A 25,547-nucleotide genomic window follows, 5' to 3' on the forward strand; every position below is an offset into this window, starting at 1 on the left:
GGATTTTATCATATGATTCAAGTAACGGTTTATCGATCGAACAATTTAATGACAGGCTTTGAACTGTCCGGCCATGCTGAGAGTGGTCCATATGGCTATGATTTAGTGTGTGCAGGTGTTTCTGCTGTGTCAATTGGAACGGTGAACGCTGTGACAGAATTATGTGAAGCAGATCTTGAAATTGAGCAAGGGGCAGAGGGTGGATACCTTCTTGTCAGCCTGCCCAAATCACTGCAAGGTGAAAAAATGGAGAAGGTACAGCTCTTATTTGAAGGTATGCTTATCTCTTTGAAATCGATTGAACAGGAATATAGACAGTTTATCCATATAAGGAGTAAATAAGGAGGTGCAGCATTATGCTACGTCTAGATTTACAATTTTTCTCACAGAAAAAAGGTGCCGGTAGTACAAGAAACGGACGTGACTCTGCGTCAAAACGTCTTGGTTCAAAAAGTGCAGACGGACAGTTTGTAACAGGTGGATCTATTCTTTACCGTCAACGCGGTACAAAAATTTATCCAGGTGAAAACGTTGGTCGCGGTGGAGATGATACACTTTTTGCTAAGATCGACGGAATTGTGAAATTCGAACGTTTCGGTCGTGATCGTAAAAAAGTAAGTATTCAGCCAGTCGCGCAAGAAGCGTAATCATTCATTATTGAAACTCCAGCCAATTTGTATGGCTGGAGTTTTTTTACTTAAGATATCAGTGGGACTGATATGCTTTAGGATATTTTTCTGCTATACTTTTTGGTAATGGGGTGTGTGGCGATGGATGAGAAGGATGTTGTCGATATTTTACAGCATTATCGACATGATTTGATGAATGATTTACAAATCGTATATGGTTATCTGAGTATGGGAAAAGTAGATAATGTAACGAAGAAAATTAGTGAACGCCTGATCAAAGATAATGAAGAACGAAAATTGTTGAACCTAGGGGCTGCGAAATTTACGTTATGGGTCATTCGGTTTAATCATATTTATGATCGCTTGCATTTAAACTATCAAATACATATTGAAGATAAACAGCTTCATGATGTGGATGACCGTTTGACTAAGCAGAGTATTGCGATTATCGATAAAATCAATGCGTTTTGTCGGCCGGAAGACCAATTTGAAATTAAGCTTGAGCTAGCAGAAAAACAAAATCCAGCACGAATTGAAGTATCTATATTTGTAGACGACTATCTTCATATACTGGATAATCAAATAATAAAGGAAACATGTATGGAACAGGAAAATGAGATTTATGTTTTTGAAACGTCGGATGGATTGACGTTTCATTTTCCGATTCTATATAGTGTGCGAGGTGAAAAGTAATGTTTGTAGATCAGGTTAGTGTATATGTAAAAGCGGGTGACGGTGGGAATGGCCTCGTGGCTTACCGACGCGAAAAATATGTTCCGCTCGGTGGTCCATCTGGTGGTGATGGCGGTGATGGCGGTGACGTTATCTTTAAAGTTGATGAGGGGCTGAACACCTTAATGGACTTTCGTTATAATCGGCATTTCAAAGGAAAACGCGGAGAGAACGGAATGAGTAAAACAATGCACGGAAAAAATGCAACAGACTTAATTGTTGCGGTTCCTCCAGGTACGACTGTGAAGGATGAAGATACTGGCGAGGTTATTGCAGATTTAGTTACACATGAGCAGCAGGCAGTGATTGTTAATGGTGGTAGAGGTGGACGTGGGAATACACGGTTCGCATCCCCCCGTAATCCGGCACCAGACATGGCGGAGAACGGTGAACCGGGTCAGGAGAGGAATATACAGGTAGAACTGAAATTAATCGCTGACGTGGGTCTTGTTGGCTTTCCTAGTGTAGGGAAGTCGACCTTTATTTCTGTTGTGAGTGCAGCCAAGCCTAAAATTGCTGATTATCATTTTACAACATTAGCTCCAAACTTAGGTGTTGTCGATACGAGTGATCATCGCAGCTTTGTCATGGCAGATTTACCAGGACTAATTGAAGGCGCACATGAAGGCGTTGGATTAGGTCATCAATTCTTGCGTCATGTAGAACGGACAAGGGTTATCGTCCATGTGATCGATATGGCAAGCACAGAAGGCAGAGATCCTTATGAAGATTATTTAAAAATTAACGAAGAATTAAAAGCATATGACGAAAAGCTAACGAACCGCCCGCAAATTATTGCAGCGAATAAAATGGATATGCCTGGTGCAGAGGAAAATCTGGAAGCGTTTATCTCCAGATTGGGTACCGAGACCCCTGTATATTCGATTTCAGCCCTAACAAAGAAAGGGCTGCGGGATATATTATTTGCGATTGCGGATAAATTAGAGGCGATTCCAAAAACGGAATTGGCGACAGATGATATCGACGAGAAAGTTGTTTATCGTTATCAAGCAGAGGATGCTCCATTTGAAATTACACGGGATCCGGATGGTGCTTATGTCTTATCGGGTCATAAGATTGAAAAACTGTTTACGATGACCGATTTTAACCGTGATGAAGCAGTGCAGCGTTTCTCCCGTCAATTAAGAGGAATGGGCGTTGATGAGGCATTAAGAAAACGCGGGGCAAAAGACGGCGACACCGTTCGTTTATTGGCTTATGAATTTGAATTTATTGAGTAAACGAATTAGCTGGTAAAATAGTAGGAAAAGAGTATGCATTTATAACAAAGGGGGAAGTTTTTTTGACTACAATAGGATATTTGGGGCCAAGGGGAACATTTACAAAATTGGCGGTTGATACAGCATTTAACGGAGAACATAAAGAGGGCTTTACAACGATCCCCGAATGTATTGATGCTGTTGATTCCGGAGAAATTGATATTGGGGTTGTGCCACTTGAAAACGCGATTGAAGGAACCGTGCAATTAACAGTTGATTATCTTGTACATCAAGTAAGACTGCCGATTATGGCAGAGATTGTTGTACCGATCGAGCAGCATTTACTTGTACATCCGGACTTTTCAGGTGTATTATCTGACATTGAACAAATCCATTCACATAGTCATGCAATTGCACAATGTCATCAATATATCCATAAACACCTGCCAAGGGCAAAAATTCATTTTGCCTCTTCGACAGGCAGGGCTGCTGAAATGATCAGTGAAACAACGGAATCGATCGCAGCCATTGGTAATAGCCTTGCAGCCGAAGAGTATGGTCTGCAAATCTATGAAGAAAATGTACATGATTACCCAAATAATCATACTCGATTTGCTGTGTTGGCAAAGGATGAAGGATTATTACAAATCAAACATGAGATTCAACATGAAAAGACAAGTCTGTTAATTACATTGCCAAGCGATTATGCCGGTGCTTTGCATCAGGTGCTTTCCGCTTTTTCTTGGCGTAAAATGAGCTTGTCCAAAATTGAATCACGTCCCATGAAAACTGGATTGGGAAATTACTTTTTCATTGTTGATGTCGATCAACCGTTTGATGATGTGCTTTTCCCAGGAGTCAAGGCAGAATTAGAGGCACTGGGCTGTAAAGTGAACATTCTAGGTACATATCCGGTCTATCATATGAAATTATCATAGGTTAATGGGAAGTAAACTCCCCTCTGAATGAAATTTCACTGTATAAAAACACCGTCGTTCTCCATTTGAGAACGACGGTGTTTTTATTATTCGGGAAATATTTTTCAACATTTGTCAATTCCCTGCATATGTTGATACAGAGTAATTAGCCCAGTTTTTAGAATGGAAAGGAGTTTGGTCAGTTTTGAAAATACACATCGTTCAAAAAGGAGATACATTGTGGGAGCTATCTAAACAGTATGGAGTTGATTTTGAAGCACTCAAACAGGCAAACCCGCAGCTAGCAAGCCCGGATATGATCATGCCAGGAATGAAAATAAAAATCCCAAGCAATTCCAAAGCTGTTAAAAAGGAAACAGCAACACCGAAGGAAATGCCGAAAAAGGAAATGCAAAAGAAGGAAACCCAACATCCCTATCAGGATCACACACCGAAGCCGATGCCGGTCATTAAAGAAGATGACCATCATAATAAAATGATCCCTAAACCGGAAATGCCTGTACAGCCATTACAACAAATGCCTGCACAACCAATCATGGAGCAGGAGTTTCAAAATTATACAACGATTAACTTCCCGCAAATGCCACAACATCATGAAGCAAAGAAAGAGAAGCCGAAGGAACATGTCAAAACAGAGATGCATCAAAAGCCGATGCCAAAGCCAAAAGAATATGCCAAAGCTGAAACACAACCAATGCACCCAATGCCGCAACCACAGTTCCAGGCGATGCCCTATCCAATGCCACAGCCAGAACCAGCCCATATGATGCCGTTATGCTGCCATATGATGCATCCTTGTTATCCACAGGCACCATTTCCAATCATGGTGAATCCGGAATGGCTTCAGCCGGCTCACCACCAAATGCAGCAAGGGATGCCATGTGAGCAAATGTCTGCACATCAGCCACCACATCATGCTATGGAGATGCAGTTCAATCCGATGCATATGGGAGGCAACGATGACTGCGGCTGTCGGGAAAGTATACCGATGGAACCATTTAACATGCGTGGCAATCAACAAGAAATGAGCCAGTCACTATCACATCCATTACAAGCGTCACAGCCAGGAAATATGTATCCACCACAGTTTGCGAATAACGTCAGTAGTCAAAACCTATATCCCACCCCGCCTGCATATCCGGACTTTTCAAATACGCAAGATCAGAAACCGGATGAAACGGCAGGTGAATAATACTACAAACGGAGACGAATGTTACAATCGTCTCTCTTCTTTTTTATGGCAAAAGGGCATGCTTGCAATCAGACAGCTAACAACGATTAAACCACATGTATTTTATCTGGAGACAAATAATAAAGAAGAACTTATTTTAAAAAAACATCATAAACAGGAAAATGTACGACAACAATGGGATTTTTTTCAAAAGTTGCCATCATCCAATGCTGTCCGATTTATCCGATTTCCTAATGGAAAGAAAGCGATTTTTGGTTATGATACCTGGTGGACAATTGCCCCATATGTTAGCGGGAAAAAATTATATTATAAAAATGCTGTAGATCGGACAGAAGCCGTAAAAGCCCTCAAGCACTTTCACCATGATGCAGTAAGTATTAATATCACGAGCCCCTTAAAGAGAGAGAATATGTTAATTTGCTGGTATTGGCGTTTGTTAGCATTTAAAAAAACGAAAGATTTATTTAAAGAAAATGGTTTTGCCCATTTATATAAAGATATTGTCCAAATGACCAGCTCTCAATTGAAGTCTACTACACAATTCCCCTGGGAGCGATATGAAGAAGAGGCATTGAAAAATGGTTTATGGACACATGGAGATGTTGCATCCCATAATTTCATTCGAGGCAAGGGTACCTATCTTATCGATTTTGATTTACTGCAATCAACAGCGCAAATTTACGATCATATTCAATTAACCCAACGGTTTTTACCTCATTTAAATTGGGATCTGGAAAAACTGCTCGCATATGATATGGTCAAAAACAAAGAAGTAAAGCCATGGCTTTACGCTGTGTTTATACCAAGTGATTTGATGCGGGAATGGTTTTATTTCATATCTGGTGCTAAAAGAGAGCCTTCGGATGTGAATAAATATATGACCAATATGGAAAAAGAATGGCAGAAACGACATGTCTTTTTGAAAAACACCAAAACAATGCTAAAATCGATATAGGAAATGATGTTATGCAAAGGAGTAATGCACATGGGAATGGAAAAGACAGTAAATGAAATTGTAGTATGGTTACAGGAACAAGTGAAAGATGCAGGTGTAAAGGGTTTAATTACGGGTGTAAGTGGAGGGCTTGATTCTGCAGTGGTGGCACATTTAATGAAGCGAGCAGCACCAGACAATTCTTTAGGAGCAATTCTCCCGATTCAAACAAAAGCGGCTGATTTAAGTCATGCAGAGAAAGTGATTAACAGCTGTGGCATCAATGCGATAACTGTTGATTTAACAGAAACCCACAGCACCATGTATGAGCAAATGAAATCACTTTTAAAAGAAAAAAATGAATTTCACGATAAAAACGATCAGCTGGCAGGAGCGAACTTGAGGGCAAGACTGCGAATGAGCGCGTTATACACGTTAGCAACAAATTATAATTATTTAGTCGTTGGCACGGACAATGCATCAGAATGGTATACTGGCTATTTTACAAAATATGGTGATGGAGGCGTAGATATTCAGCCGATCATTGACTTTTCTAAACAGGAAGTTCGAGATATGGCGAGCTATCTTGGGGTACCAGATGAAGTGGTAAACAAACAGCCGAGTGCTGATTTATGGGAAGGGCAAACAGACGAAATAGAAATGGGTACAACCTACGAAAAGATTGATGCATATGTGCAAGGAAAAGACGTTCCGGAAGCAGATAAAGTTATTATTGAGCGCATGCACCAAAACACAGAACATAAACGTAATCCGCTACCACAATTCAGACGCAATCGATAAGGGTGACTTGGTTCAAAGTTGGTTGGCACTTACTGCTTGCTTGCCTATAAGGACCAGGTGTATGAGTAATGTTGCGGAGATAAATACCATTTAATAATCTTCATAGAACCGCCTGCTTAACACAAACTAATCGTTAAGGAGGTGGTTTTTATGTATAAAAAAGTGATCATAACGTTATTCCTTGCTGCGATTCTTGTTGCTTGTACAAATACAAAAGATGGAAATGTACAATACAATAACCAGTCAACGGAAAAAACACGACCGATTCATTACGATCCAAATGATAAACAAAATATGAGGATGGACGAGGAAAACAATCCTTATATGGATGATAATCCAGCACGTTACTCGGATGCATTTACGAATGATGAGTCTATAAGGCTTTCCCAAGCTTTGGAGCAAAGAAGAGATATTGTGCAAGCACAGGTGGCCTCAACGGAGGACCGTGTTATTGTATCTGTAAAGTTAAATAAGCATAAGGATCATTATATAGCGGAAAATCTTCGGGAAGAAATACAAACGATAGTCCCGGATAAACAAATTGTCGTTTATACAGATGACCCGCACTGGGAGCGGATGAAAAATATTGATACAAAGCTGAAGTCCAAAAACTTTGGGAATGACATCCTTGATTTTTTTAATAAAAAATAGATATAAAATATTAAGCGGATTTCGGTGCCGTCGCATGGGACTGTAAGCGAGAACTTTTATGACAGTAACGCCACATTACTGTGAGTTCTTGCTTACGTTATATTTAAAATAAAACAGATGCGCCTGTTTTATTAGGGATGTGAAGGTTTTCTTTTTTACTGATATTTGATATAGTAAAAAAGGGAATTTTTGTAGAGAGGAGAATGTCCGATGGCAGGTCATTCTAAGTGGCACAATATTCAAAGAAGAAAAAATGCACAAGATGCAAAAAGAGGAAAAATCTTTATGCGTCATGCAAAAGTAGTTTATGAAGCAGCTAAAAGAGGTGGGGGAGACCCTGATACAAATCCAACTTTGCGGCTTGCGATTGATAAAGCGAAAGCAGATAATATGCCGAATGACAACATTGAGCGTGCAATAAAAAAAGCAACCGGAGCATTGGATGGTGCGAACTTCGAAGAACTTACTTATGAAGGTTATGGACCGGGTGGAACGGCAATCATCGTTAATGTTCTAACGGATAATAAAAATAGAACCGCAGCAGAAGTGAGACATGCATTTAGTAAAAACGGCGGAAATTTAGGTGAAAATGGCTGTGTTTCGTTTATGTTTGAGCGAAAAGGTTATATTGTTATTTTAAATGAGGATGGAAGTATAGATGAGGACGACATTACATTGGAGGCAATCGAAGCCGGTGCAGAAGATATAACCGTGCAGGATGGCGCTTATGAGATCTATACAACGCCAGAAAATTTTGAAGCGGTTTGCAACCATCTAACCGAAGCTGGTTACAGCCTAGACAATGAAGAAATTACAATGTTACCGCAAAATTACAGTAAGCTGGAAGCGAAAGATGAAGAAAAAATGTTAAATTTGATTGATATGCTTGAGGAAGACGAAGATGTTCAAGATGTGCATCATAATTTAGAAGTCTCAGAATAAGTTGATATAAACTTCTATTTCTACATGGGGAATAGAAGTTTATTATTTTGCTGTTGAATATGGTAAAATGGATTTGAGGATTGCAAAGGAGAAAAAGGCATGATTGCATATGTAAAAGGGTTGCTGACATATATTCAGGATGATGCTGTTATTGTTGAAGTTCAGGGGATTGGCTATGAAATAATTTGTGGGAATCCGTTCGAGTTTCAATCATCATTAAACAAAGAAATAATGATCTATACATACCAACATGTAAGGGAAGACGCACAACTCTTATATGGTTTTAAAACAGAAGATGAAAAATATTTATTCACAAAGCTGATCTCTGTTTCCGGTATTGGCCCTAAAGGTGCCAGCGGGATCATTGGCAGTGTTGATGTTTCTGAATTTGTGGCGGCGGTCGAACAGGAAGATGAAAAGTATTTAACAGGCTTTCCTGGAGTCGGCAAGAAAACAGCCAGACAGATTATCCTTGATTTGAAAGGGAAGCTGACGGCAGCGTTATCAATAACTACTGAAACAGACGGTAGCAAAGTAGTAGGTCAAAAACCGCTACAAGGCTTGCAGGAGGCACAGGAAGCATTAAAGGCTTTAGGTTATACGGAACGGGAGATCAAAGCAATTATTCCGATGCTGCAAACCGATGAGCAGACAAACACGGATGAAATAATCCGAAAAGCATTGGCATTATTAATGAGAAATTAAGAAAGGGGGGATCTGTGAATGGATGAACGAATGGTTACCGGAGAAGTACAGGGGGAGGACGCTTCGATTGAACTGAGTCTCCGTCCGACCAATCTTAATCAATATATTGGACAGCATAAGGTAAAAGAAAACCTGAGCATTTTTATTCAGGCAGCTAAAATGCGGGAGGAACCACTTGACCATGTATTGTTGTACGGCCCACCAGGACTGGGAAAGACAACACTGGCTGCAATTATTGCCAATGAAATGGGTGTTCAATTTCGTTCAACATCCGGTCCCGCCATCGAAAGGGCCGGTGATCTGGCCGCGGTACTTTCTTCACTGGAACCAGGGGACGTCCTGTTTATTGACGAAGTCCACCGGCTGCCGCGTGCGGTAGAAGAAGTTTTATATCCTGCCATGGAGGATTTTTTCCTTGATATCGTGATCGGTACTGGGCCAAGCGCGAGGTCAGTACGAATTGATTTACCGCCATTTACATTGGTTGGTGCGACAACGCGGGCGGGTCTTCTAACCGCACCATTGCGCGATCGTTTTGGAGTGCTTAGCAGACTTGAATTTTATGAAACGAAGGATTTATGTTCTATCGTGGAACGTACCGCAGACATCTTCGAAACGAATATTTCAAAAGATGCAGCTGCAGAGGTTGCAAGAAGATCTAGGGGTACACCACGGATCGCGAACCGCTTGTTAAAAAGAATTCGCGATATCTCACAAGTTAGAGGAGAAAAGGAAATTAGTTTAGCAACAACGGATTTAGCCTTGGAAATGTTGCAAGTGGATGATGCTGGTCTCGATCATATCGATCATAAACTATTGAGGGGGATTATCGACGGCTATCAAGGTGGACCCGTAGGTTTGGATACCATAGCAGCAACGATCGGAGAGGAACCGCAAACGATTGAAGATGTGTATGAACCATACTTATTGCAAATTGGTTTTATCCAGCGAACACCAAGGGGAAGAGTTATAACACCAAAAGCATATGCCCACTTTGGCATAAAGGCGAATGATGAACAATGAATATTGGCAAGCTATTTATAGCAGTCGGCATTGTGTTCCTTATCATTGGATTGATCTGGACATTTATTGGGAAATTACCTGGTGATATTACCTTTAAGAAAGGAAATGTTTCCATCCATTTTCCGATTATGACTTCGATTGTCGTTAGTATTATTTTATCACTTGTCTTTTTCATCATTGGGAAATTTCGTTAGCTACAGTAAGGAGATTCATCATGAATATAGAAGATTTTAATTTTGATTTACCAGAAGAACTTATTGCACAAACGCCACTACTGGACCGCACTGCATCCAGGTTACTCGTATTGAATCGGAAAACAGGCGACATATCCCATCAGCATTTTACAGATATCAAAGGATATTTTAAAAAAGGGGATTGTCTTGTATTAAATGATACACGTGTCCTGCCGGCAAGATTACATGGAGTAAAACAAGATACAGGAGCGAACATTGAAGTATTGCTGCTTCATCAGCAAGCGCGAGACAGTTGGGAAGTGCTGGTAAAGCCTGCTAAAAAAGTAAAGTTAGGCACACAGCTTATTTTTGGGGAAGGCAAGCTGAAAGCATCTTGTACTGAAATAAAAGACCATGGTGGAAGAACGCTAGAATTCACGTATGACGGTATTTTTTATGAAGTGCTTGATGAATTAGGCGAAATGCCGTTGCCACCATATATTAAAGAACAGCTGCCAGAAAAAGAACGTTATCAAACCGTTTTTGCGAGGGAAGAAGGTTCAGCGGCGGCGCCAACAGCTGGACTGCATTTTACAAATGAATTGTTGGATGAGATCAGAGCGATGGGTGTTACGATCGCATTTATCACATTGCATGTCGGTCTGGGAACATTCCGCCCTGTTAGTGTCGATCAAATTGATGATCATGAAATGCACTCGGAATTTTATCATATGACAAAAGACACTGCGGATACATTAAACAAGGTAAAAGAAAATAATGGAAGAATTATTTCTGTTGGCACGACATCAACGAGAACATTGGAGACAATCGCGAGAGATAATCAAGGAACATTTGTCGAAGCAACCGGATGGACGGATATATTTATTTATCCGCCCTATGAATTTCAGGCGATTGATGGTTTAATTACTAATTTTCATCTCCCGAAATCGACGTTGATTATGCTTGTCAGTGCGTTGACAAACAGAGAAACAATCTTAAGCGCCTACAATGAGGCAGTAAGAGAAAGGTATCGTTTCTTTAGTTTTGGAGATGCCATGCTAATTCTTTGAGAAGAGGTTCGAATAATTGATGACACCAATAACTTATGAATTGATTAAAACTTGTAAACAAACGGGCGCAAGGCTCGGACGCGTCCATACACCACATGGATCGTTTGATACGCCGACGTTTATGCCGGTTGGTACGCTTGCGACCGTGAAGACGATGAGTCCGGAAGACTTAATGGAAATGAATGCGAACATCATTCTTTCTAATACGTATCATTTATGGCTTCGTCCTGGTGAAGATGTTATTCGCGAGGCTGGCGGACTTCATAAATTCATGAACTGGGATAAGGCAATTCTGACAGATTCAGGTGGGTTCCAAGTCTTTAGTTTAAGTGATATGCGGGATATTAAAGAAGAAGGTGTTCATTTCCGCAGTCACTTAAATGGAGAGAAGCTGTTCTTGTCTCCTGAGAAAGCAACACAGATTCAGAATGTACTCGGATCGGATATCATGATGGCGTTTGATGAATGTCCACCATATCCAGCGTCCTATGATTACATGAAAGCTTCTGTAGAAAGAACTTCACGCTGGGCGGAGCGTTGCTTAGCGGCGCACGAGCGTCCAGACGTACAAGGGCTATTTGGTATTATTCAGGGCGGAGAACACGAAGAACTAAGGAAGTTAAGCGCCAGAGATTTAACGTCACTCGATTTTCCCGGGTATGCAATTGGCGGACTTTCTGTCGGTGAACCGAAAGACGTCATGAACCGGGTTCTGGAATTTACAACCCCATTGCTGCCGGACGATAAACCGCGTTATCTGATGGGTGTGGGTTCACCTGATGCATTAATTGATGGTGCTATTAGAGGGGTGGACATGTTTGATTGTGTATTACCAACAAGAATTGCTCGAAATGGTACATGCATGACTTCAAACGGAAGACTAGTTGTCAGAAATGCCAAATATGCTAAAGATTTTAGTCCGATTGATGAGAATTGTGACTGTCACGTATGTAGAAATTACACCCGTGCATACATCCGACATTTAATAAAATGCAATGAAACGTTCGGATTTAGACTTACCACTTATCATAACTTATATTTTCTGTTAAAATTGATGAAGCAAGTACGAATTGCGATAAGCGAAGATCGACTTGGTGACTTTAAAGAGGAATTCTTTGAACAATATGGGTTGAACCTACCTGACGCAAAGAACTTTTAAAGTGCAGGATCAAAAAGGATGAAAAGGACAGAGTCGGCTAATTTCGCAGGCATTCTGGGACTGCACTACTTGTCCCACCGAAGTGATCTGTTGCGACGCCGACGCTAGCACACGTCCTGTGCATCGAAAGTTCGAGGTGGCGCAGCTCCGTAACGGAACGGACTTGTACAGAAGTAGAAGTTCCTTAGCCGTGTGCAACGGAAAAGCATAACTTCAGAAATTCGATGTGTCATTTTTACTGGCTTTTTGAACAACTGTTAAAGGATTAAATTTGAAAGGGGGGAAAAACAGAATGGAAATGCTTATTTCGTTATCACCGATCATTTTAATGTTCGTGATATTCTATTTTCTACTTATACGTCCGCAACAAAAGCGACAAAAACAAGTGAAACAAATGCAGTCTGATCTACAAAAAGGGAATACAGTAGTTACGATTGGCGGACTTCATGGTGAAGTGCATGCAATAGATGAGAATACAGTAGTAATTAACGCAGGAGACGGTGTTAAACTTACATACGACCGCTCAGCGATCCGAGATGTAAAGCAACAATAAATGGAATTAAAAAAAGAAGTTAATACAACCTGTATTAGCTTCTTTTTGTCTTTTGATTGCTGTTTGGCGGGCAGTAAAACCCCCACTGAATGAAGGAGTTTCACTTTATCCTCCTTTTTGAATACGCATGAAGGTTTAGTCGTTCGCAGGGCTGGTCATATTTACACCAATCATGCCACCAAGGAGCGCTGCCAGGATATAACCGCCGTGATATAGTGATTGTTCTAGGGAAAAGCCTTGGTGATATCCTAGGTACTGAACCAGGAAGATTAATAATGTGAACCCGGCCCCTGTTATACCACCAATAATCCATCCTTTTGCCTTTCCTTTCATTCCTGCGACAAAACCGCCAATGAATAAAGCGATTAGTCCAATTGCGAAAGCAAGCCATGATAAAGTCGGGTCGTTAAAAGTGGTGAAACGAAGTAATAAGGCTAAAAGTAAACTTGTAATTAGAATTAAGCCAAGTACAATAATCCATCCATACATTAATGCTGTAATATACTGTTTACGCATGTAATCAAAACCCCCTTAGGATTGTCCGTTTACAATCAGTTTATTCTGAGGATAAAGAAATAGACGAAAAATTTTATAATTATTTCTTCAACACGCTAAATAAACTTTTGAATGATTGGTATTTGTTTTAATTCTTCTTTTGTAATAAACTTTAATAGAAATAAGAAAATGATATAAATAATGGTTAAACCAATCAGTACGAGTCCGAAAAGAAAAAGATTTGGGTCGATGGTGTCATATATTTTTTTCAAGAATGTGCCTGTTCCCCATGTCATTAAAAGCAACAGGATCATTTTGACTAAGTCTTTAAAAGGAATGGAAAAATGAATGGCCTTTTGCAACGAAACTAAATGTAATGATGTTACGAGAACGACCCCGACAGACATTGCGATAGCGACACCCTTAATCCCAAAGTCGGGATTGGACGCCAGGAGGAACATTAACGTCAATTTAACAGCTGCGCCAATTAAACTGTTCCACATAGCTTGTTTCGCTAAATCAAGGGCCTGCAGTGCGGCCTGTAATGGGGACTGGATATAAAGTAAGATGAAAAAAGGCGCCATGAATATTAGAATATGACTTGCATTCGATGTACCGTACATATATGTTAAAATAGGTACAGAGAATAAGCATAAAACAATTGTGGCTATTGCTCCGGATGCAAATGAGATACGAATTGACTGATGGATCCGGTAATGAATTAATTTGTTATTTAATGTTGCTCCTGCCTCTGAAATCGACGGAACCAAAGCAATCGATAATGATTGCGTGATAAACGTAGGCAAAAACAGTAATGGCAGTACATACCCTGTCAGTTCCCCATATTGTTTCGTTGCTAGCGAACTGGTAATTCCCGCAATTGCCAACCCGTTTGCAACAATGATTGGTTCTAGAAAGTGAGAGATGGAACCGATCATACGACTACCGGTACTGGGAAGGGCAATAGAGAACAATTCCTTCAGTGTATCTTTACTTGATTTTAAATAGGTAAAGAATCGGGTGCGTATTTTAATTAATTTCTTTCGCTTAAACATATGAATCATGTATAATAAAGAAATGAATTCGCCGAGAATAATACTGAACATCGCTCCGGCAGCCGCAAATTCAATGCCATACGGTAACAGCAAGTTGATGAAGAGCGCTACACATGTAATGCGGACTACTTGCTCAATAACCAGTGCATAGCTTTGGGGCTTCATATTCTGCTTGCCTTGAAAATAGCCTTTTAGCACAGCGGAAACGGCTGTAATTGGCACAATTGGACTAATCGCGATCAAGGGATACAATGTCCGTGGATCTGTTAATAGGTTTTTAGCTATAAATGGTGCGGCGAGAATCATAACGGTTGTAAAAATGACACTGGATACCGCGGTTACAATCAATGAAACGATAAGTATCTTTTTAACCTTTGTCTGGTCGTTGTTTGCTTCGGCCTCTGCCACTCTTTTGGAGATGGCGACAGGTAAGCCAAGCTGTGTTGCCCCAATTATTAGAATCAGGGTAGGAAATGCCATCATATAAAGCCCGACACCTTCCTCACCCAGTAATCGTGCAAGGACGATACGATTGACAAAACCGAGCAGACGGGTGATCATACCCGCTACGATTAAAATTAACGTTCCTTGTAGGAAAGTTTGTTTGGACATTTTAGCTTACCTACCTTCTCAAAAAATAATTTTTGCTATACAATAATGTATATGCAATAAAGTGGGTCAAGCATGACAAGCGAAATGACATACTCCGGGAATAGGAGGTAAACCATGGAAACAGTAAAAGAAGTAAACGAGTGGAAAACGCTAATTGGACCGGCATTAGAGAGTAAGGTCTATGAATTTCATCAAATGGGATATACTCGGGCAACGAGTGAAGATATTTGGAAATGTCTTACAAAAAAAGTGTGGAAAGGAAATCCTGACAAGCGCATCCATGAAGTTGTTCAGGATATTCTTCACCTTGGTTCAAATATTTATTTGAGTTATTTAACGGTGGAAGCTTATCAGAATGATGACTTATCTGCTTCCATAGCGGCACTGACAAACGGATCAAAGCATAACGCATAGTATTTACATATTGTTTTATGGCATGTTAATGGACAGTAAAACCCCAACTCAAAAATGATTGATAACCGGAAATTAGTGAAGGAGATAACTCTTCAGAATGAAGTTTCACTTTAGGAATTTTTAAAGGGAGGCAATTGGCAAATGAAAAACAGAGGCAGAATTGTTGCCTTTTTTCTAATCATCGTGGTATTCGCTGCAACGATTGGAACAACGGTTACAGGCGTAGCAAAAAATATAAACCTTGGTTTGGATCTTCAAGGGGGCTTCGAAGTGTTATATGAAGTGGAACCCGTTGATAAAGACCAGGAAATAAACAGTAAATTAATGGAAGGTACTGTCCAAACATTAAATGACCGTGTCAACCGCCTCGGGATTAGTGAATCCGTCATTAATATTGAAGGAGATGACAGAATCCGTGTCCAGTTGGCGGGAGTCGATAATCAGACAGAAGCACGTGAAATGCTGGCAACGTCAGCACGGCTATCCTTTCGCGATGTAGATGATAATGAATTATTAGACGGTTCAGATGTGAAGGAAGGTAGTGCCAAGCAGGATTTTGATACACAAACTAATTCTCCGATTGTGACATTGCAATTGAAGGACGCGGCGAAATTTGGTGAAGTTACTACCGATATTAAAAACATGGGTGCCCCGAACAATCTGTTAGTCATTTGGATGGATTACCAAGATGGTGATTCTTACGAAGCAGAAGCAGGGAAGGAAGAACCGAAATTCATTTCAGCACCGAGTGTAAAAGAAACATTGAACACGACAAACGTGCAAATTTCCGGAGACTTTACTGTTGAATCTGCCAAGCGATTAGCAGATGTTATTAATTCAGGTTCCCTGCCAGTCAATATGACAGAGAAGTACTCTACTTCTGTCGGCGCACAATTTGGTGAAAAGGCGTTAAATCAAACCATTTTTGCCGGTTTTGTTGGGATAGCACTAGTAATGCTGTTTATGCTGGGGATCTATCGTTTCCCAGGCATGATAGCATCGATTAACTTAATTATTTATATTTATTTAATTCTGGTTGTGTTCCAATTAATGAATGGTGTGTTAACGTTGCCGGGAATAGCCGCTCTGATCTTAGGGGTCGGGATGGCTGTGGATGCGAACGTGATTACGTTTGAACGGATAAAAGAAGAAATCCGGTCCGGTAAATCGATCATGTCATCTATTAAAGCAGGATCCAAAAGTTCGTTTATAACGATCCTAGATGCCAATATTACAACGATGTTAGCTGCTGCAGTGTTATTTATCTTTGGGACAAGCTCTATCAAAGGGTTTGCTACGATGTTAATCATCAGTATTTTGGTTAGCTTTTTAACCGCCGTGTTTGGTACGAGATTGTTTATGAACTTATGGATGAAAAGTCCATTCCTTAAGAAACGTCCAGGCTGGTTTGGTGTAAAAAAGGCAGATATCAAAGATATTGCTGATAAAACGGAGGAAGAGCCAAAACTCTTTAACCGTCAATTCAATATTGTACAACACCGCAAGAAGTTTATTATCGCCTCTGCCATTATGATTATTATTGGGGCAGGACTGTTGGCAGTATTTAAGATGAATCCAGGAATTGATTTCACCAGTGGTACAAGAATTGAAATATTGTCGGATGAAAGTCTGACAGGCGAGGAAATAGAGGCCGATTTAGAACAATTGGGACTGGAACCGAAATCAACCGTTATTTCCGGAGATAATAATGAAATAGCGGTAACCCGATATGATACAGTGCTAACAGAAAACGATGTAGCGGATGTAAAATCCCTTTTCAGTGAGAAATATGGCAACGATCCGAATGTGAGTGTTGTATCACCCATAGTTGGGCAGGAACTCGTTAAAAATGCTATGTACGCTTTGGGGATTGCCTTAGTTGGTATGCTGATTTATGTCGCATTCCGGTTTGAGTTTTTCTTTGGATTAACAGCCATGCTGGCATTGATACATGATGCATTCTTCATGCTGGTCATCTTCAGCGTTACGCGAATTGAATTTGATGTCACGATTGTTGCAGCCTTGCTGACGATTATCGGTTATTCGATTAATGATACAATTGTTGTCTTTGACCGAATCAGGGAAAACTTGCGGAAAGAAAAACAAGTTAAATCGTTTAAAAAACTTGCAGGCATTGTGAATAGAAGTATTGTGCAAACATTTACCCGAAGCATTAATACTTCCTTGACAACGTTAATAGCTGTACTTGCGTTCCTTGTATTGGGAGCAGCGTCCATTAAAGGATTTGCGATTGCTCTGGCAGTTGGGCTTATTGCAGGAACATATTCATCTGTATTCTTGGCTGCACAGTTGTGGTTAGTGTGGCGCGGGAAAATGCTTAAAAAGAAACCTGTAGACTTTAGAAAGAAAAAACGCGTGGACGGACCACAAGTTTAATCGGGAAAACAAACCCTTGTACATAAATTGTAACAAGGGTTTGTTTTTGCTTAATACAGTGGAAAAAAGGGTATCGTAAGGATTGATAGGTGAAATAAATTACACATGTTCAGACTTCTAGAGCATGGGCAAGTAGGAGGGATTTAATGAAAGGGCAAACGTATGTTATTCTAGCCATTATTTTCGTCATCATTGTATCGGTTTTCGCTGTCACCAATGTAGAAGCAGTTGAAGTGAATTATTTATTTTGGAGTGGTGAGTCACCACTTATCTTAATTATCTTGTTTTCCGTATTAATGGGCGGAATCATCACTTTTGCGGTCGGTGCGAAAAGAATGGTTCATTTACAACGTGAAGTAAAGAAAATGCAAGCAGACAATGATCGAATGAATAAAACATTGGAAAAGCATGGTTTACTAAAAGAGAAACCGCAAAATAAGACAAGAACAGAAATTAAACAAGGAAAATCAACAAAAGAAAACAAATAAATGAATTCTAATTGCCACCCCTGATACTACTCATGTATAATGAATGAATCAGGGGTGAAATAATGTTACAAAGTAAAGCAAACTGGAAATATAAGACAACACAAGATAAACAATGGCAGGATGGGGAACTGGAACTATCCCCAATAGTTAAAGAACTGTTATTGCAAAGAGATATTACAAGTGCAGAAGCAGCTGCGAGATTTCTTTCACCTGATATTAAAAATTTACATAATCCATCAGGAATTACTGATATGAAAAAAGCTTCTGATCGTGTACACGATGCAATTGCAAACAAAGAAAAAATATTGATTTTTGGCGATTATGATGCTGATGGCGTAAGCTCGACAACACTGATGTTAAAAACGCTACAAGAACTTGGTGCTGACTGTGACTATTATATTCCAAACCGTTTTACGGAAGGATATGGACCAAATGAGGCTGCGTTTCAAACGGCTAGTGAGAATGGATTCACATTAATTATTACCGTTGATACTGGCATCGCTTCGATAGTGGAAGCAGATGTTGCGAAACACTTGGGCATTGATTTGATCATCACAGATCATCATGAACCACAGGAATCATTGCCGGATGCATTTGCGATACTTCATCCGAAGTGTTCACCTGATTATTTATTTAAGGAATTAGCAGGTGTAGGGGTTGCTTTTAAATTTGCCCAAGAGCTATTAGGTTATTTGCCGAAACAGCTGTTGGATCTTGTGGCGATCGGAACCATTGCAGACCTCGTTCCACTAGTGGATGAAAACCGAATACTAGCATATTATGGATTGCATGCATTAACGATCACAAATAATCCTGGAATTAAAGCATTAAAACGCTTATGTAAAATCGAAGGCAATGTAACAGAGGAAGACGTTGGGTTTTTAATCGGTCCAAGAATAAATGCGGTAGGCAGATTGCAAGATGCTGATTTAGCGGTTCAATTATTAATGACAGATGATCCAGAGGTTGCTGCGGAGATTGCTGAAGAGATTCAAAGTATTAACCTGGAAAGACAGCAAATTGTCAGCAATATCGTTGAAGAAGCAGAGAAAATGGTTGACCCTAACGTGACAAAAGGCGTGATTATTGTTGCGAAAGAAGGTTGGAATGCTGGTGTACTAGGGATCGTAGCCTCAAAGCTTGTCCGAAAATATGACCGTCCAGCAATCGTCTTGACCATTCTTCCGGATACAAACGAAGTCAAAGGATCAGCAAGAAGTATTCCGGCATTTGACCTGTTTACAAACTGCATGCAAATCAGACATCTGTTTACCCATTTTGGCGGACATTCCCAGGCAGCAGGTATGACACTTCCACTGGAAAACATGTCACAAATTCAGCAGGAATTAGATGTGCTCATATCTCAGCAACTTACTGAAGACGATTTTAAACAGGTTATTGAGATTAGTGATATAATTTCTGTAGATGATATTAATGAGGCACTTATCAACGAAATAGAACGGCTTGCCCCGTTTGGGATGAAAAATCCCAAGCCTGTATTCCAAATCAAAGAAATACCTTTAGATGCAAGGCAAATCGGCAGTGCAAGAAATCATTTAAAGCTGCAATTTAAAAAAGATGGTGCCCAAATGGAAGGGATTGGTTTTGGGATGGGGGAGTTATACCCGCATCTTTCTGCTCATACAGCGCTCATGGTTGTTGGAGCGTTGGGAATAAACGAGTGGAACGGCAACAGAAAAGCGCAAATGATTATACAGGATATGAAGATTGATGATTGGCAGTTGTTTGACCACCGAGGTAATAAGCAACTAGATATTTTGACCTATGTAAATCATGAGCAACGGGATTTAATCATTTGTAATAGCAAAGAGCAAATGACTCCATTTGCAGAACAAACCACTTATGATGTTGATCCTATCACGTTGTCGGAAACAGACAACCTATATCTATTTGACCTACCAAATGACTTAAAACAGCTACAGGAAATTGTTCGTATAACCAAGCCGGTTAATATACATGCATGTTTTTACGTGAAAGACAGTACTTACTTGAAAGTATTCCCGACCAGGGATGAATTTAAGTGGTTCTACGCGCTTGTACATCAAAGAAAGGCTGTAGATCTAAAAAAAGAAATGAACACGATCTTGAATGCCAAAGGATGGAGTAAAGATCAGATCATTTTCATCGCAAAAGTGTTTGCTGAATTGAAATTTGTGACGATAGAAAATGGTATTGTACAAATCAATGCGAACCCTGTTAAAGCGGATTTAACAGAAGCAATGGTATATAAGCAGCGTCTCAATCAAGGACATATTGAAAAAATATTGTATTACGCTAATTACGAAGAACTAAAACAATGGTTTACGTCCTGTATGGACAAATTGCCAAGCCCCGAGGAGGAATTGACCTATGGATTATAAACAATATATAAAAATAGTTGATAATTGGCCAAAAGAAGGCATTGAATTTAAAGATATCACCCCATTGATGGACAATGGGAAGGCATTTAAGTCTGCGGTGGACGAAATTGTAACCTATGCAAGCAACAAGGAAATCGATATTATCGTTGGACCGGAAGCAAGGGGCTTTATTATTGGTTGTCCGGTAGCCTACGCGTTAGAGATCGGTTTTGCACCAGTAAGGAAAGAAGGAAAGCTACCCCGTGAAGTGATCAAAGTAGATTACGGGCTTGAATATGGGGAAAATGTGTTAACATTGCATAAAGACGCGATCAAACCTGGACAGCGTGTGTTGATCACAGATGACCTACTTGCTACAGGTGGTACAATAGAAGCAACAATTAAATTAGTGGAATCATTGGGCGGAATCGTAGCTGGTTGCGCATTTTTAATCGAGCTTAGTTATCTTGACGGCTTAAAGAAATTGGATGGCTATGATGTTTTGGCACTAATGACATATTAAGCGCAAGCAATAAGTATATCGGGTCTGGCAATGAACAGGGTTCAATTGTCAGACCTATTCTTATACCTGTTCTACAAGACGAAAGATAGGTAAAAAGTGACAGATTATCTAATAATTTAATCTAAATAAACTTTTTACTTTACATTTCGACAAAAGTTTTTAATACTATTAATTAACCAGACAGCGAATAAAGGTGATCATATGGCTAAAGATGATATTGTTACAATTGAAGATATAATGGAGAATGTTAAAGCGTATCTTTCGGATGATGATGCTGCTTTTATTCGTCGTGCTTATGAATTTGCAGTAAAGGCACACACAGATCAATACAGAAAGTCCGGTGAACCGTATATTATTCATCCGGTCCAGGTTGCCGGTATTTTAGTAGATCTGGAAATGGACCCAGAAACCATTGCGGGCGGATTTCTACATGATGTTGTTGAAGATACAGCAATTACACTTGAGGATATAGAAGAAACATTTAATCATGAAGTGGCCATGCTTGTTGATGGTGTAACCAAATTGGGGAAAATTAAATATAAATCAAAAGAAGCATTACAGGCAGAAAACCATCGGAAGATGTTTGTCGCAATGGCCAGGGATATTCGGGTTATTTTAATAAAGCTTGCAGACCGGTTGCACAATATGCGTACATTAAAGCATTTATCTCCCGAGAAACAACGACGCATCTCCAATGAAACGCTTGAAATCTTCGCTCCATTGGCACATCGATTAGGAATGTCGACGATTAAATGGGAACTAGAAGATACAGCATTACGGTATTTAAATCCACAGCAATATTACCGGATCGTACAATTAATGAAACAAAAAAGAGAACAGCGGGAATCTTATATTGCAGAAGTAATGGATGAAGTTTCTGAACAGCTGAAAGAAGTGAATATCGAAGCTGAAATGTCCGGTAGACCAAAGCATTTATATAGTATTTACCGAAAAATGGTAAAACAAAATAAACAATTCAACGAAATTTATGATCTGCTGGCAGTTCGTATTCTTGTTGACAGTATCAAGGATTGTTATGCCGTACTTGGGATTATCCATACATGCTGGAAACCGATGCCAGGCAGGTTCAAAGATTATATCGCGATGCCAAAACCTAATTTGTATCAATCCTTGCATACTACGGTTATTGGACCGAAAGGTGATCCATTAGAAGTGCAAATTCGTACAAAAGAAATGCACGAAATTGCTGAATATGGCATTGCTGCACATTGGGCGTACAAAGAAGGAAAGCAAATAAATAATGATAAGAAATCCTTTGAAGAAAAACTGACATGGTTCAGGGAAATTCTAGAATGGCAAAATGACACACACGATGCCGAAGAATTCATGGAGTCATTGAAGGTTGATCTTTTTTCCGATATGGTTTATGTGTTTACACCGAAGGGCGATGTCATTGAATTACCGTCGGGGTCGGTGCCGCTTGATTTTGCTTATCGAATTCATACAGAAATTGGCAATAAAACCATTGGTGCGAAAGTAAATGGCAAGATGGAATCACTCGATTATGAATTGAAAAATGGTGATATTATCGAGGTAATGACATCGAAACATTCTTACGGTCCATCGCAGGATTGGTTGAATATCACCCAAACCTCCCAGGCAAAAAATAAAATCAGACAATTTTTCAAGAAACAGCGCCGGGAAGAGAACATTATCAAAGGAAAAGAAGCTGTCTATAAAGAAATTCGGGCATTGAACATCAATCCAAAGGATGCGCTAACGACAGAGAATATCCAGCGTATTAATGAAAAGTTTAATTTCACCAGTGAAGAAGATCTGTATGCGGCGGTTGGCTATCAGGGAATAACTGCTGCACTAATTGCTACGCGTTTAACGGATAAAATTCGGGAAACAAGGCAGAAAGAACAGGCGCTTGAGCAGACGTTAGAAGAAGTAAAAACAAAAAATGAAACAGTTGAAAGAAAGTCAGATAAACGGGATTCCGGTGTTCATGTTGAGGGGATCAATAATTTATTAGTCAGATTATCCAAATGCTGCAACCCGGTACCAGGTGATGAAATCATAGGCTATATTACAAAAGGGCGTGGGGTTTCAGTACATCGAACAGATTGCCCTAACGTTCAGACGGAAGAGGCTAAACAGCGGTTCCTTCACGTTGAATGGGAAAATGAACAAATGAGTCAAAAGCAATACCATGTGGATTTGGAGATTTCCGGATATGATCGCAGGGGATTGCTTAATGAAGTCTTACAAGCTGTGAATGAAACAAAAACGAATATTACGCATGTGAACGGTAGATCGGATAGAAATAAAATAGCGATTATACAAATTACAATTCTAATTCATAATACCAACCATTTACAGAAAATAGTAAAGCGGGTTAAACAAATTAAAGATGTTTATACTGTGACACGCACATTGCAGTAACGATTTAAAAGCACAAAGGAGATTGAATCTATGAAGGCAGTCATTCAACGGGCGAAGGATGCACGTGTAATGGTAGGGGATAAGATAGCTGGTGAAATTGATAATGGCTATGTCGTATTACTCGGCGTAACCCACGAAGACACTTTGGAAGATGTCAAATACCTGGTCAATAAAATGGTTCATTTACGCGTGTTCGAAGATGAAAACGAGAAAATGAATCTGTCGCTTATGGATGTGGGGGGCAGTATCCTATCTATATCCCAGTTCACGCTGTTTGCCGATACACGTAAAGGAAGAAGACCTAACTTTATACAGGCGGCGAGGCCGGATCATGCGAAATCCATGTATGAAATGTTTAATCAACTGGTAAGAGAACAAGGTGTTACAGTAGAAACCGGCATATTTGGGGAAATGATGAATGTTTCGTTTACGAATGTAGGCCCTGTTACCATTACTTTAGACAGTAAAGAGAATTAATTTCAGCAAAATAATTTTGAGCAAAAAAGATTACTTCGATAAACTAGTGCAATGTTTCAAAAACCTTTTTCAGAACCTTGAAATGAAAAGGCGTCTCATCAAGGCCTTTTTCCCGCAGGAGTCTCGCGTATTCCAATTGCTAGGATGGATTTTCATTTTCGGCAGTTTGTATTACCGTTTTGGTTCATCGGAGTCAATTTCATAAACATTTCAACTTATTCTTAGTCCGAAGTATACACAAACAGTTATCATTCATTAATTCGAAGCACTACATCGTTGATTGGAACGGAAAGCGTCCGCCTGCAGTGGAAATCAACGGTTTTAGTGACCAAAAAACCGGTAATCCCGGGTGGAAGAAAACTCCCACCGAATGAAGTTTCACTTTATAAGTATTCTCATCGAAACTTAGACTAACACCCACAAGTATCAAAAGCTTGTGGGTGTTTAATGTATAGATAGAAATCACGTCGATCACATTAATTTGAAAAATACTTTCTTAAACCATTTGCTATGCCTGAAACAATTTTTTGTTGGTAGGCTGTCGTGCCAAGTAATGCTTCATCGTCTGGATTGGATATAAAGCCGAGTTCAATTAAGATGGCAGGTTTAAAATTTTGTCTGAGTACTGCAAAGTCTCCCTGCGCTGTCCCACGGCTGTTTGCTTCAGTTTCTTTAATGATTTCTTGCTGAATCTCATTAGCCAGTCGTTTGTTTTGTTCACTGTAATAATATGTTTCGATACCGGAAACGCTTGGCAATTCAGGCACACTGTTGTAATGAATACTGATAAATGCATCTGTTTCCATCACATTGGAAAAAGCGATCCGACTACCTAATGATATAAACTTATCCTCAGGTCTTGTGATAAGAACGTTAGCGCCAAGCATGCCAAGTTCCTGCTCTAGTTGTTTTGCAGTTAAATCAACGACATCTTTTTCATAAACCCCTGTGGCGCCAATTGCACCGACATCCTTCCCGCCATGTCCAGCATCAATAACGATTGTTTTGTTTTTTAAACCGGTAGGGGTAGTTGGTGGGTCGGTTTTTACAAGTTGTTTTGATACATATCCACTGACATCATCACCAGAAATTTCATACCAGTCGTCATCCTCGGAAACAACCTTGAATTTCGCTCCTTTATCAACAAATTGAGTAATTTTCTCATCAGTAGATGGTCCTTCTCGCAATTGTGTATGATCGTATTGGATGATGATTGATTCCGATTTAGTAGTCTGCTCTGTTGTCTGTTGACTTATAGCTGGTTGTTCTTCGGCTTCTTGCTCGATCGTTATGTATTCAGTCAGCACCCAGCCTGTTTGATCGTCGAGTTCGATTTCTACCCAATCATTTTGTTCGCTAATAATAGGGAATATATCCGTTGTATTGGCTTGTCCAATAATATCAAAGTCTGTTCCTGGACCACCTCTAATGTTTAATTGGTCCGTCATAACAACCGCCTTATCAGCATAAATGGTGTCAGGTATAATAAAAAAGGTAAAAAACAAACCAATCCATATGATGATGCTTCTTTTTAGCCGCAAAGAAATTCCCCCCTAATTACTACTAGTATAATAAAATCCCTCCATTTAGGCAAA

General features: G+C 39.8%; 26 protein-coding genes. 23 read left to right on the forward strand and 3 right to left on the reverse strand.

Annotated features, from left to right (window positions below):
- Positions 1–12 precede the first annotated feature (12 nt).
- The 16 genes from JOC34_RS00875 (at position 13) to yajC (ending at position 12,722) form a co-directional block, all read left to right on the forward strand.
- Positions 13–342 (forward strand): ribosomal-processing cysteine protease Prp, encoded by a 330-nt coding sequence (locus JOC34_RS00875; protein WP_205134824.1) that lies wholly within the window; start codon positions 13–15, stop codon positions 340–342.
- 14 nt (positions 343–356) lie between these two features.
- Positions 357–647 carry a 50S ribosomal protein L27 gene (rpmA, locus tag JOC34_RS00880; protein ID WP_205134825.1) on the forward strand — a complete coding sequence of 97 codons (291 nt, stop codon included), beginning with the start codon at positions 357–359 and terminating at the stop codon, positions 645–647.
- Positions 648–770: 123 nt separating this feature from the next.
- Positions 771–1,322, forward strand: coding sequence for a Spo0B domain-containing protein (locus JOC34_RS00885; RefSeq protein WP_205134826.1), 552 nt, complete (start codon positions 771–773; stop codon positions 1,320–1,322).
- Positions 1,322–2,602 carry a GTPase ObgE gene (gene obgE / locus JOC34_RS00890; protein WP_205134827.1) on the forward strand — a complete coding sequence of 427 codons (1,281 nt, stop codon included), beginning with the start codon at positions 1,322–1,324 and terminating at the stop codon, positions 2,600–2,602. Before JOC34_RS00885 ends, obgE begins: the two co-directional genes overlap by 1 nt.
- A gap of 62 nt (positions 2,603–2,664) precedes the next feature.
- Positions 2,665–3,519, forward strand: a complete 855-nt coding sequence (gene pheA, locus JOC34_RS00895) for a prephenate dehydratase (protein ID WP_205134828.1) — start codon at positions 2,665–2,667, stop codon at positions 3,517–3,519.
- Positions 3,520–3,703: 184 nt separating this feature from the next.
- Positions 3,704–4,711, forward strand: coding sequence for a SafA/ExsA family spore coat assembly protein (gene safA / locus JOC34_RS00900; protein ID WP_205134829.1), 1,008 nt, complete (start codon positions 3,704–3,706; stop codon positions 4,709–4,711).
- The gene (locus JOC34_RS00905) at positions 4,704–5,666 is read left to right on the forward strand and encodes a hypothetical protein (RefSeq protein ID WP_205134830.1); all 963 of its coding nucleotides are present in this window, start codon (positions 4,704–4,706) and stop codon (positions 5,664–5,666) included. The genes safA and JOC34_RS00905 overlap by 8 nt, the downstream gene beginning before the upstream one ends.
- 36 nt (positions 5,667–5,702) lie before the next feature.
- A complete protein-coding gene (gene nadE / locus JOC34_RS00910) occupies positions 5,703–6,446 on the forward strand; it encodes an NAD(+) synthase (protein ID WP_205135895.1) in 744 nt (247 codons plus the stop codon).
- Positions 6,447–6,596: 150 nt separating this feature from the next.
- Positions 6,597–7,097 carry a YhcN/YlaJ family sporulation lipoprotein gene (locus tag JOC34_RS00915; protein ID WP_205134831.1) on the forward strand — a complete coding sequence of 167 codons (501 nt, stop codon included), beginning with the start codon at positions 6,597–6,599 and terminating at the stop codon, positions 7,095–7,097.
- Positions 7,098–7,307: 210 nt separating this feature from the next.
- Positions 7,308–8,039, forward strand: coding sequence for a YebC/PmpR family DNA-binding transcriptional regulator (locus tag JOC34_RS00920; protein ID WP_205134832.1), 732 nt, complete (start codon positions 7,308–7,310; stop codon positions 8,037–8,039).
- 99 nt (positions 8,040–8,138) lie between these two features.
- Positions 8,139–8,744: a Holliday junction branch migration protein RuvA gene (gene ruvA / locus JOC34_RS00925; protein WP_205134833.1), complete on the forward strand. Its 606-nt coding sequence runs from the start codon at positions 8,139–8,141 to the stop codon at positions 8,742–8,744.
- A gap of 18 nt (positions 8,745–8,762) precedes the next feature.
- A complete protein-coding gene (ruvB, locus tag JOC34_RS00930) occupies positions 8,763–9,767 on the forward strand; it encodes a Holliday junction branch migration DNA helicase RuvB (protein ID WP_205134834.1) in 1,005 nt (334 codons plus the stop codon).
- Positions 9,764–9,961 carry a DUF2905 domain-containing protein gene (locus JOC34_RS00935; RefSeq protein WP_205134835.1) on the forward strand — a complete coding sequence of 66 codons (198 nt, stop codon included), beginning with the start codon at positions 9,764–9,766 and terminating at the stop codon, positions 9,959–9,961. Before ruvB ends, JOC34_RS00935 begins: the two co-directional genes overlap by 4 nt.
- Before the next feature lie 20 nt (positions 9,962–9,981).
- Entirely contained in the window at positions 9,982–11,010 is a 1,029-nt protein-coding gene (gene queA, locus JOC34_RS00940; RefSeq protein WP_205134836.1) for a tRNA preQ1(34) S-adenosylmethionine ribosyltransferase-isomerase QueA, read from the forward strand.
- Between the two features lie 19 nt (positions 11,011–11,029).
- Complete coding sequence (gene tgt / locus JOC34_RS00945; RefSeq protein ID WP_205135896.1) at positions 11,030–12,169, forward strand: tRNA guanosine(34) transglycosylase Tgt; 1,140 nt, start codon at positions 11,030–11,032, stop codon at positions 12,167–12,169.
- Between the two features lie 292 nt (positions 12,170–12,461).
- Entirely contained in the window at positions 12,462–12,722 is a 261-nt protein-coding gene (yajC, locus tag JOC34_RS00950; protein WP_205134837.1) for a preprotein translocase subunit YajC, read from the forward strand.
- A gap of 135 nt (positions 12,723–12,857) precedes the next feature.
- Here yajC and JOC34_RS00955 read toward each other — a convergent pair whose 3' ends face one another.
- Together JOC34_RS00955 and spoVB are read right to left on the reverse strand one after the other, a co-directional pair.
- Positions 12,858–13,238, reverse strand: a complete 381-nt coding sequence (locus JOC34_RS00955; RefSeq protein ID WP_205134838.1) for a TIGR04086 family membrane protein — start codon at positions 13,236–13,238, stop codon at positions 12,858–12,860.
- A 95-nt stretch (positions 13,239–13,333) separates the two neighbouring features.
- Complete coding sequence (gene spoVB / locus JOC34_RS00960; RefSeq protein WP_205134839.1) at positions 13,334–14,884, reverse strand: stage V sporulation protein B; 1,551 nt, start codon at positions 14,882–14,884, stop codon at positions 13,334–13,336.
- Between the two features lie 114 nt (positions 14,885–14,998).
- On the opposite strand from spoVB, the gene JOC34_RS00965 reads away from it, so the two are divergent.
- From JOC34_RS00965 to dtd, 7 genes are all read left to right on the forward strand, one after another.
- The gene (locus tag JOC34_RS00965) at positions 14,999–15,298 is read left to right on the forward strand and encodes a post-transcriptional regulator (protein ID WP_205134840.1); all 300 of its coding nucleotides are present in this window, start codon (positions 14,999–15,001) and stop codon (positions 15,296–15,298) included.
- A 141-nt stretch (positions 15,299–15,439) separates the two neighbouring features.
- Positions 15,440–17,695, forward strand: coding sequence for a protein translocase subunit SecDF (gene secDF, locus JOC34_RS00970; RefSeq protein ID WP_205134841.1), 2,256 nt, complete (start codon positions 15,440–15,442; stop codon positions 17,693–17,695).
- A 146-nt stretch (positions 17,696–17,841) separates the two neighbouring features.
- Positions 17,842–18,183: a LapA family protein gene (locus JOC34_RS00975; protein ID WP_205134842.1), complete on the forward strand. Its 342-nt coding sequence runs from the start codon at positions 17,842–17,844 to the stop codon at positions 18,181–18,183.
- Between the two features lie 62 nt (positions 18,184–18,245).
- Positions 18,246–20,564: a single-stranded-DNA-specific exonuclease RecJ gene (recJ, locus tag JOC34_RS00980; RefSeq protein ID WP_205134843.1), complete on the forward strand. Its 2,319-nt coding sequence runs from the start codon at positions 18,246–18,248 to the stop codon at positions 20,562–20,564.
- Positions 20,554–21,066, forward strand: a complete 513-nt coding sequence (locus JOC34_RS00985) for an adenine phosphoribosyltransferase (protein WP_205134844.1) — start codon at positions 20,554–20,556, stop codon at positions 21,064–21,066. Before recJ ends, JOC34_RS00985 begins: the two co-directional genes overlap by 11 nt.
- Before the next feature lie 201 nt (positions 21,067–21,267).
- Positions 21,268–23,475, forward strand: coding sequence for a RelA/SpoT family protein (locus JOC34_RS00990; RefSeq protein WP_205134845.1), 2,208 nt, complete (start codon positions 21,268–21,270; stop codon positions 23,473–23,475).
- A gap of 30 nt (positions 23,476–23,505) precedes the next feature.
- The gene (gene dtd / locus JOC34_RS00995; RefSeq protein WP_205134846.1) at positions 23,506–23,952 is read left to right on the forward strand and encodes a D-aminoacyl-tRNA deacylase; all 447 of its coding nucleotides are present in this window, start codon (positions 23,506–23,508) and stop codon (positions 23,950–23,952) included.
- 476 nt (positions 23,953–24,428) lie between these two features.
- Here the strand turns inward: dtd and JOC34_RS01000 are convergent, their stop codons facing one another.
- On the reverse strand, positions 24,429–25,493 hold the full coding sequence (locus JOC34_RS01000; RefSeq protein ID WP_205134847.1) for an N-acetylmuramoyl-L-alanine amidase family protein: 1,065 nt from the start codon (positions 25,491–25,493) through the stop codon (positions 24,429–24,431).
- Between the last annotated feature and the right edge of the window lie 54 nt (positions 25,494–25,547).

This window comes from Virgibacillus halotolerans (genome assembly GCF_016908515.1).
GTDB classification, from domain to species: domain Bacteria; phylum Bacillota; class Bacilli; order Bacillales; family Amphibacillaceae; genus Virgibacillus_M; species Virgibacillus_M halotolerans.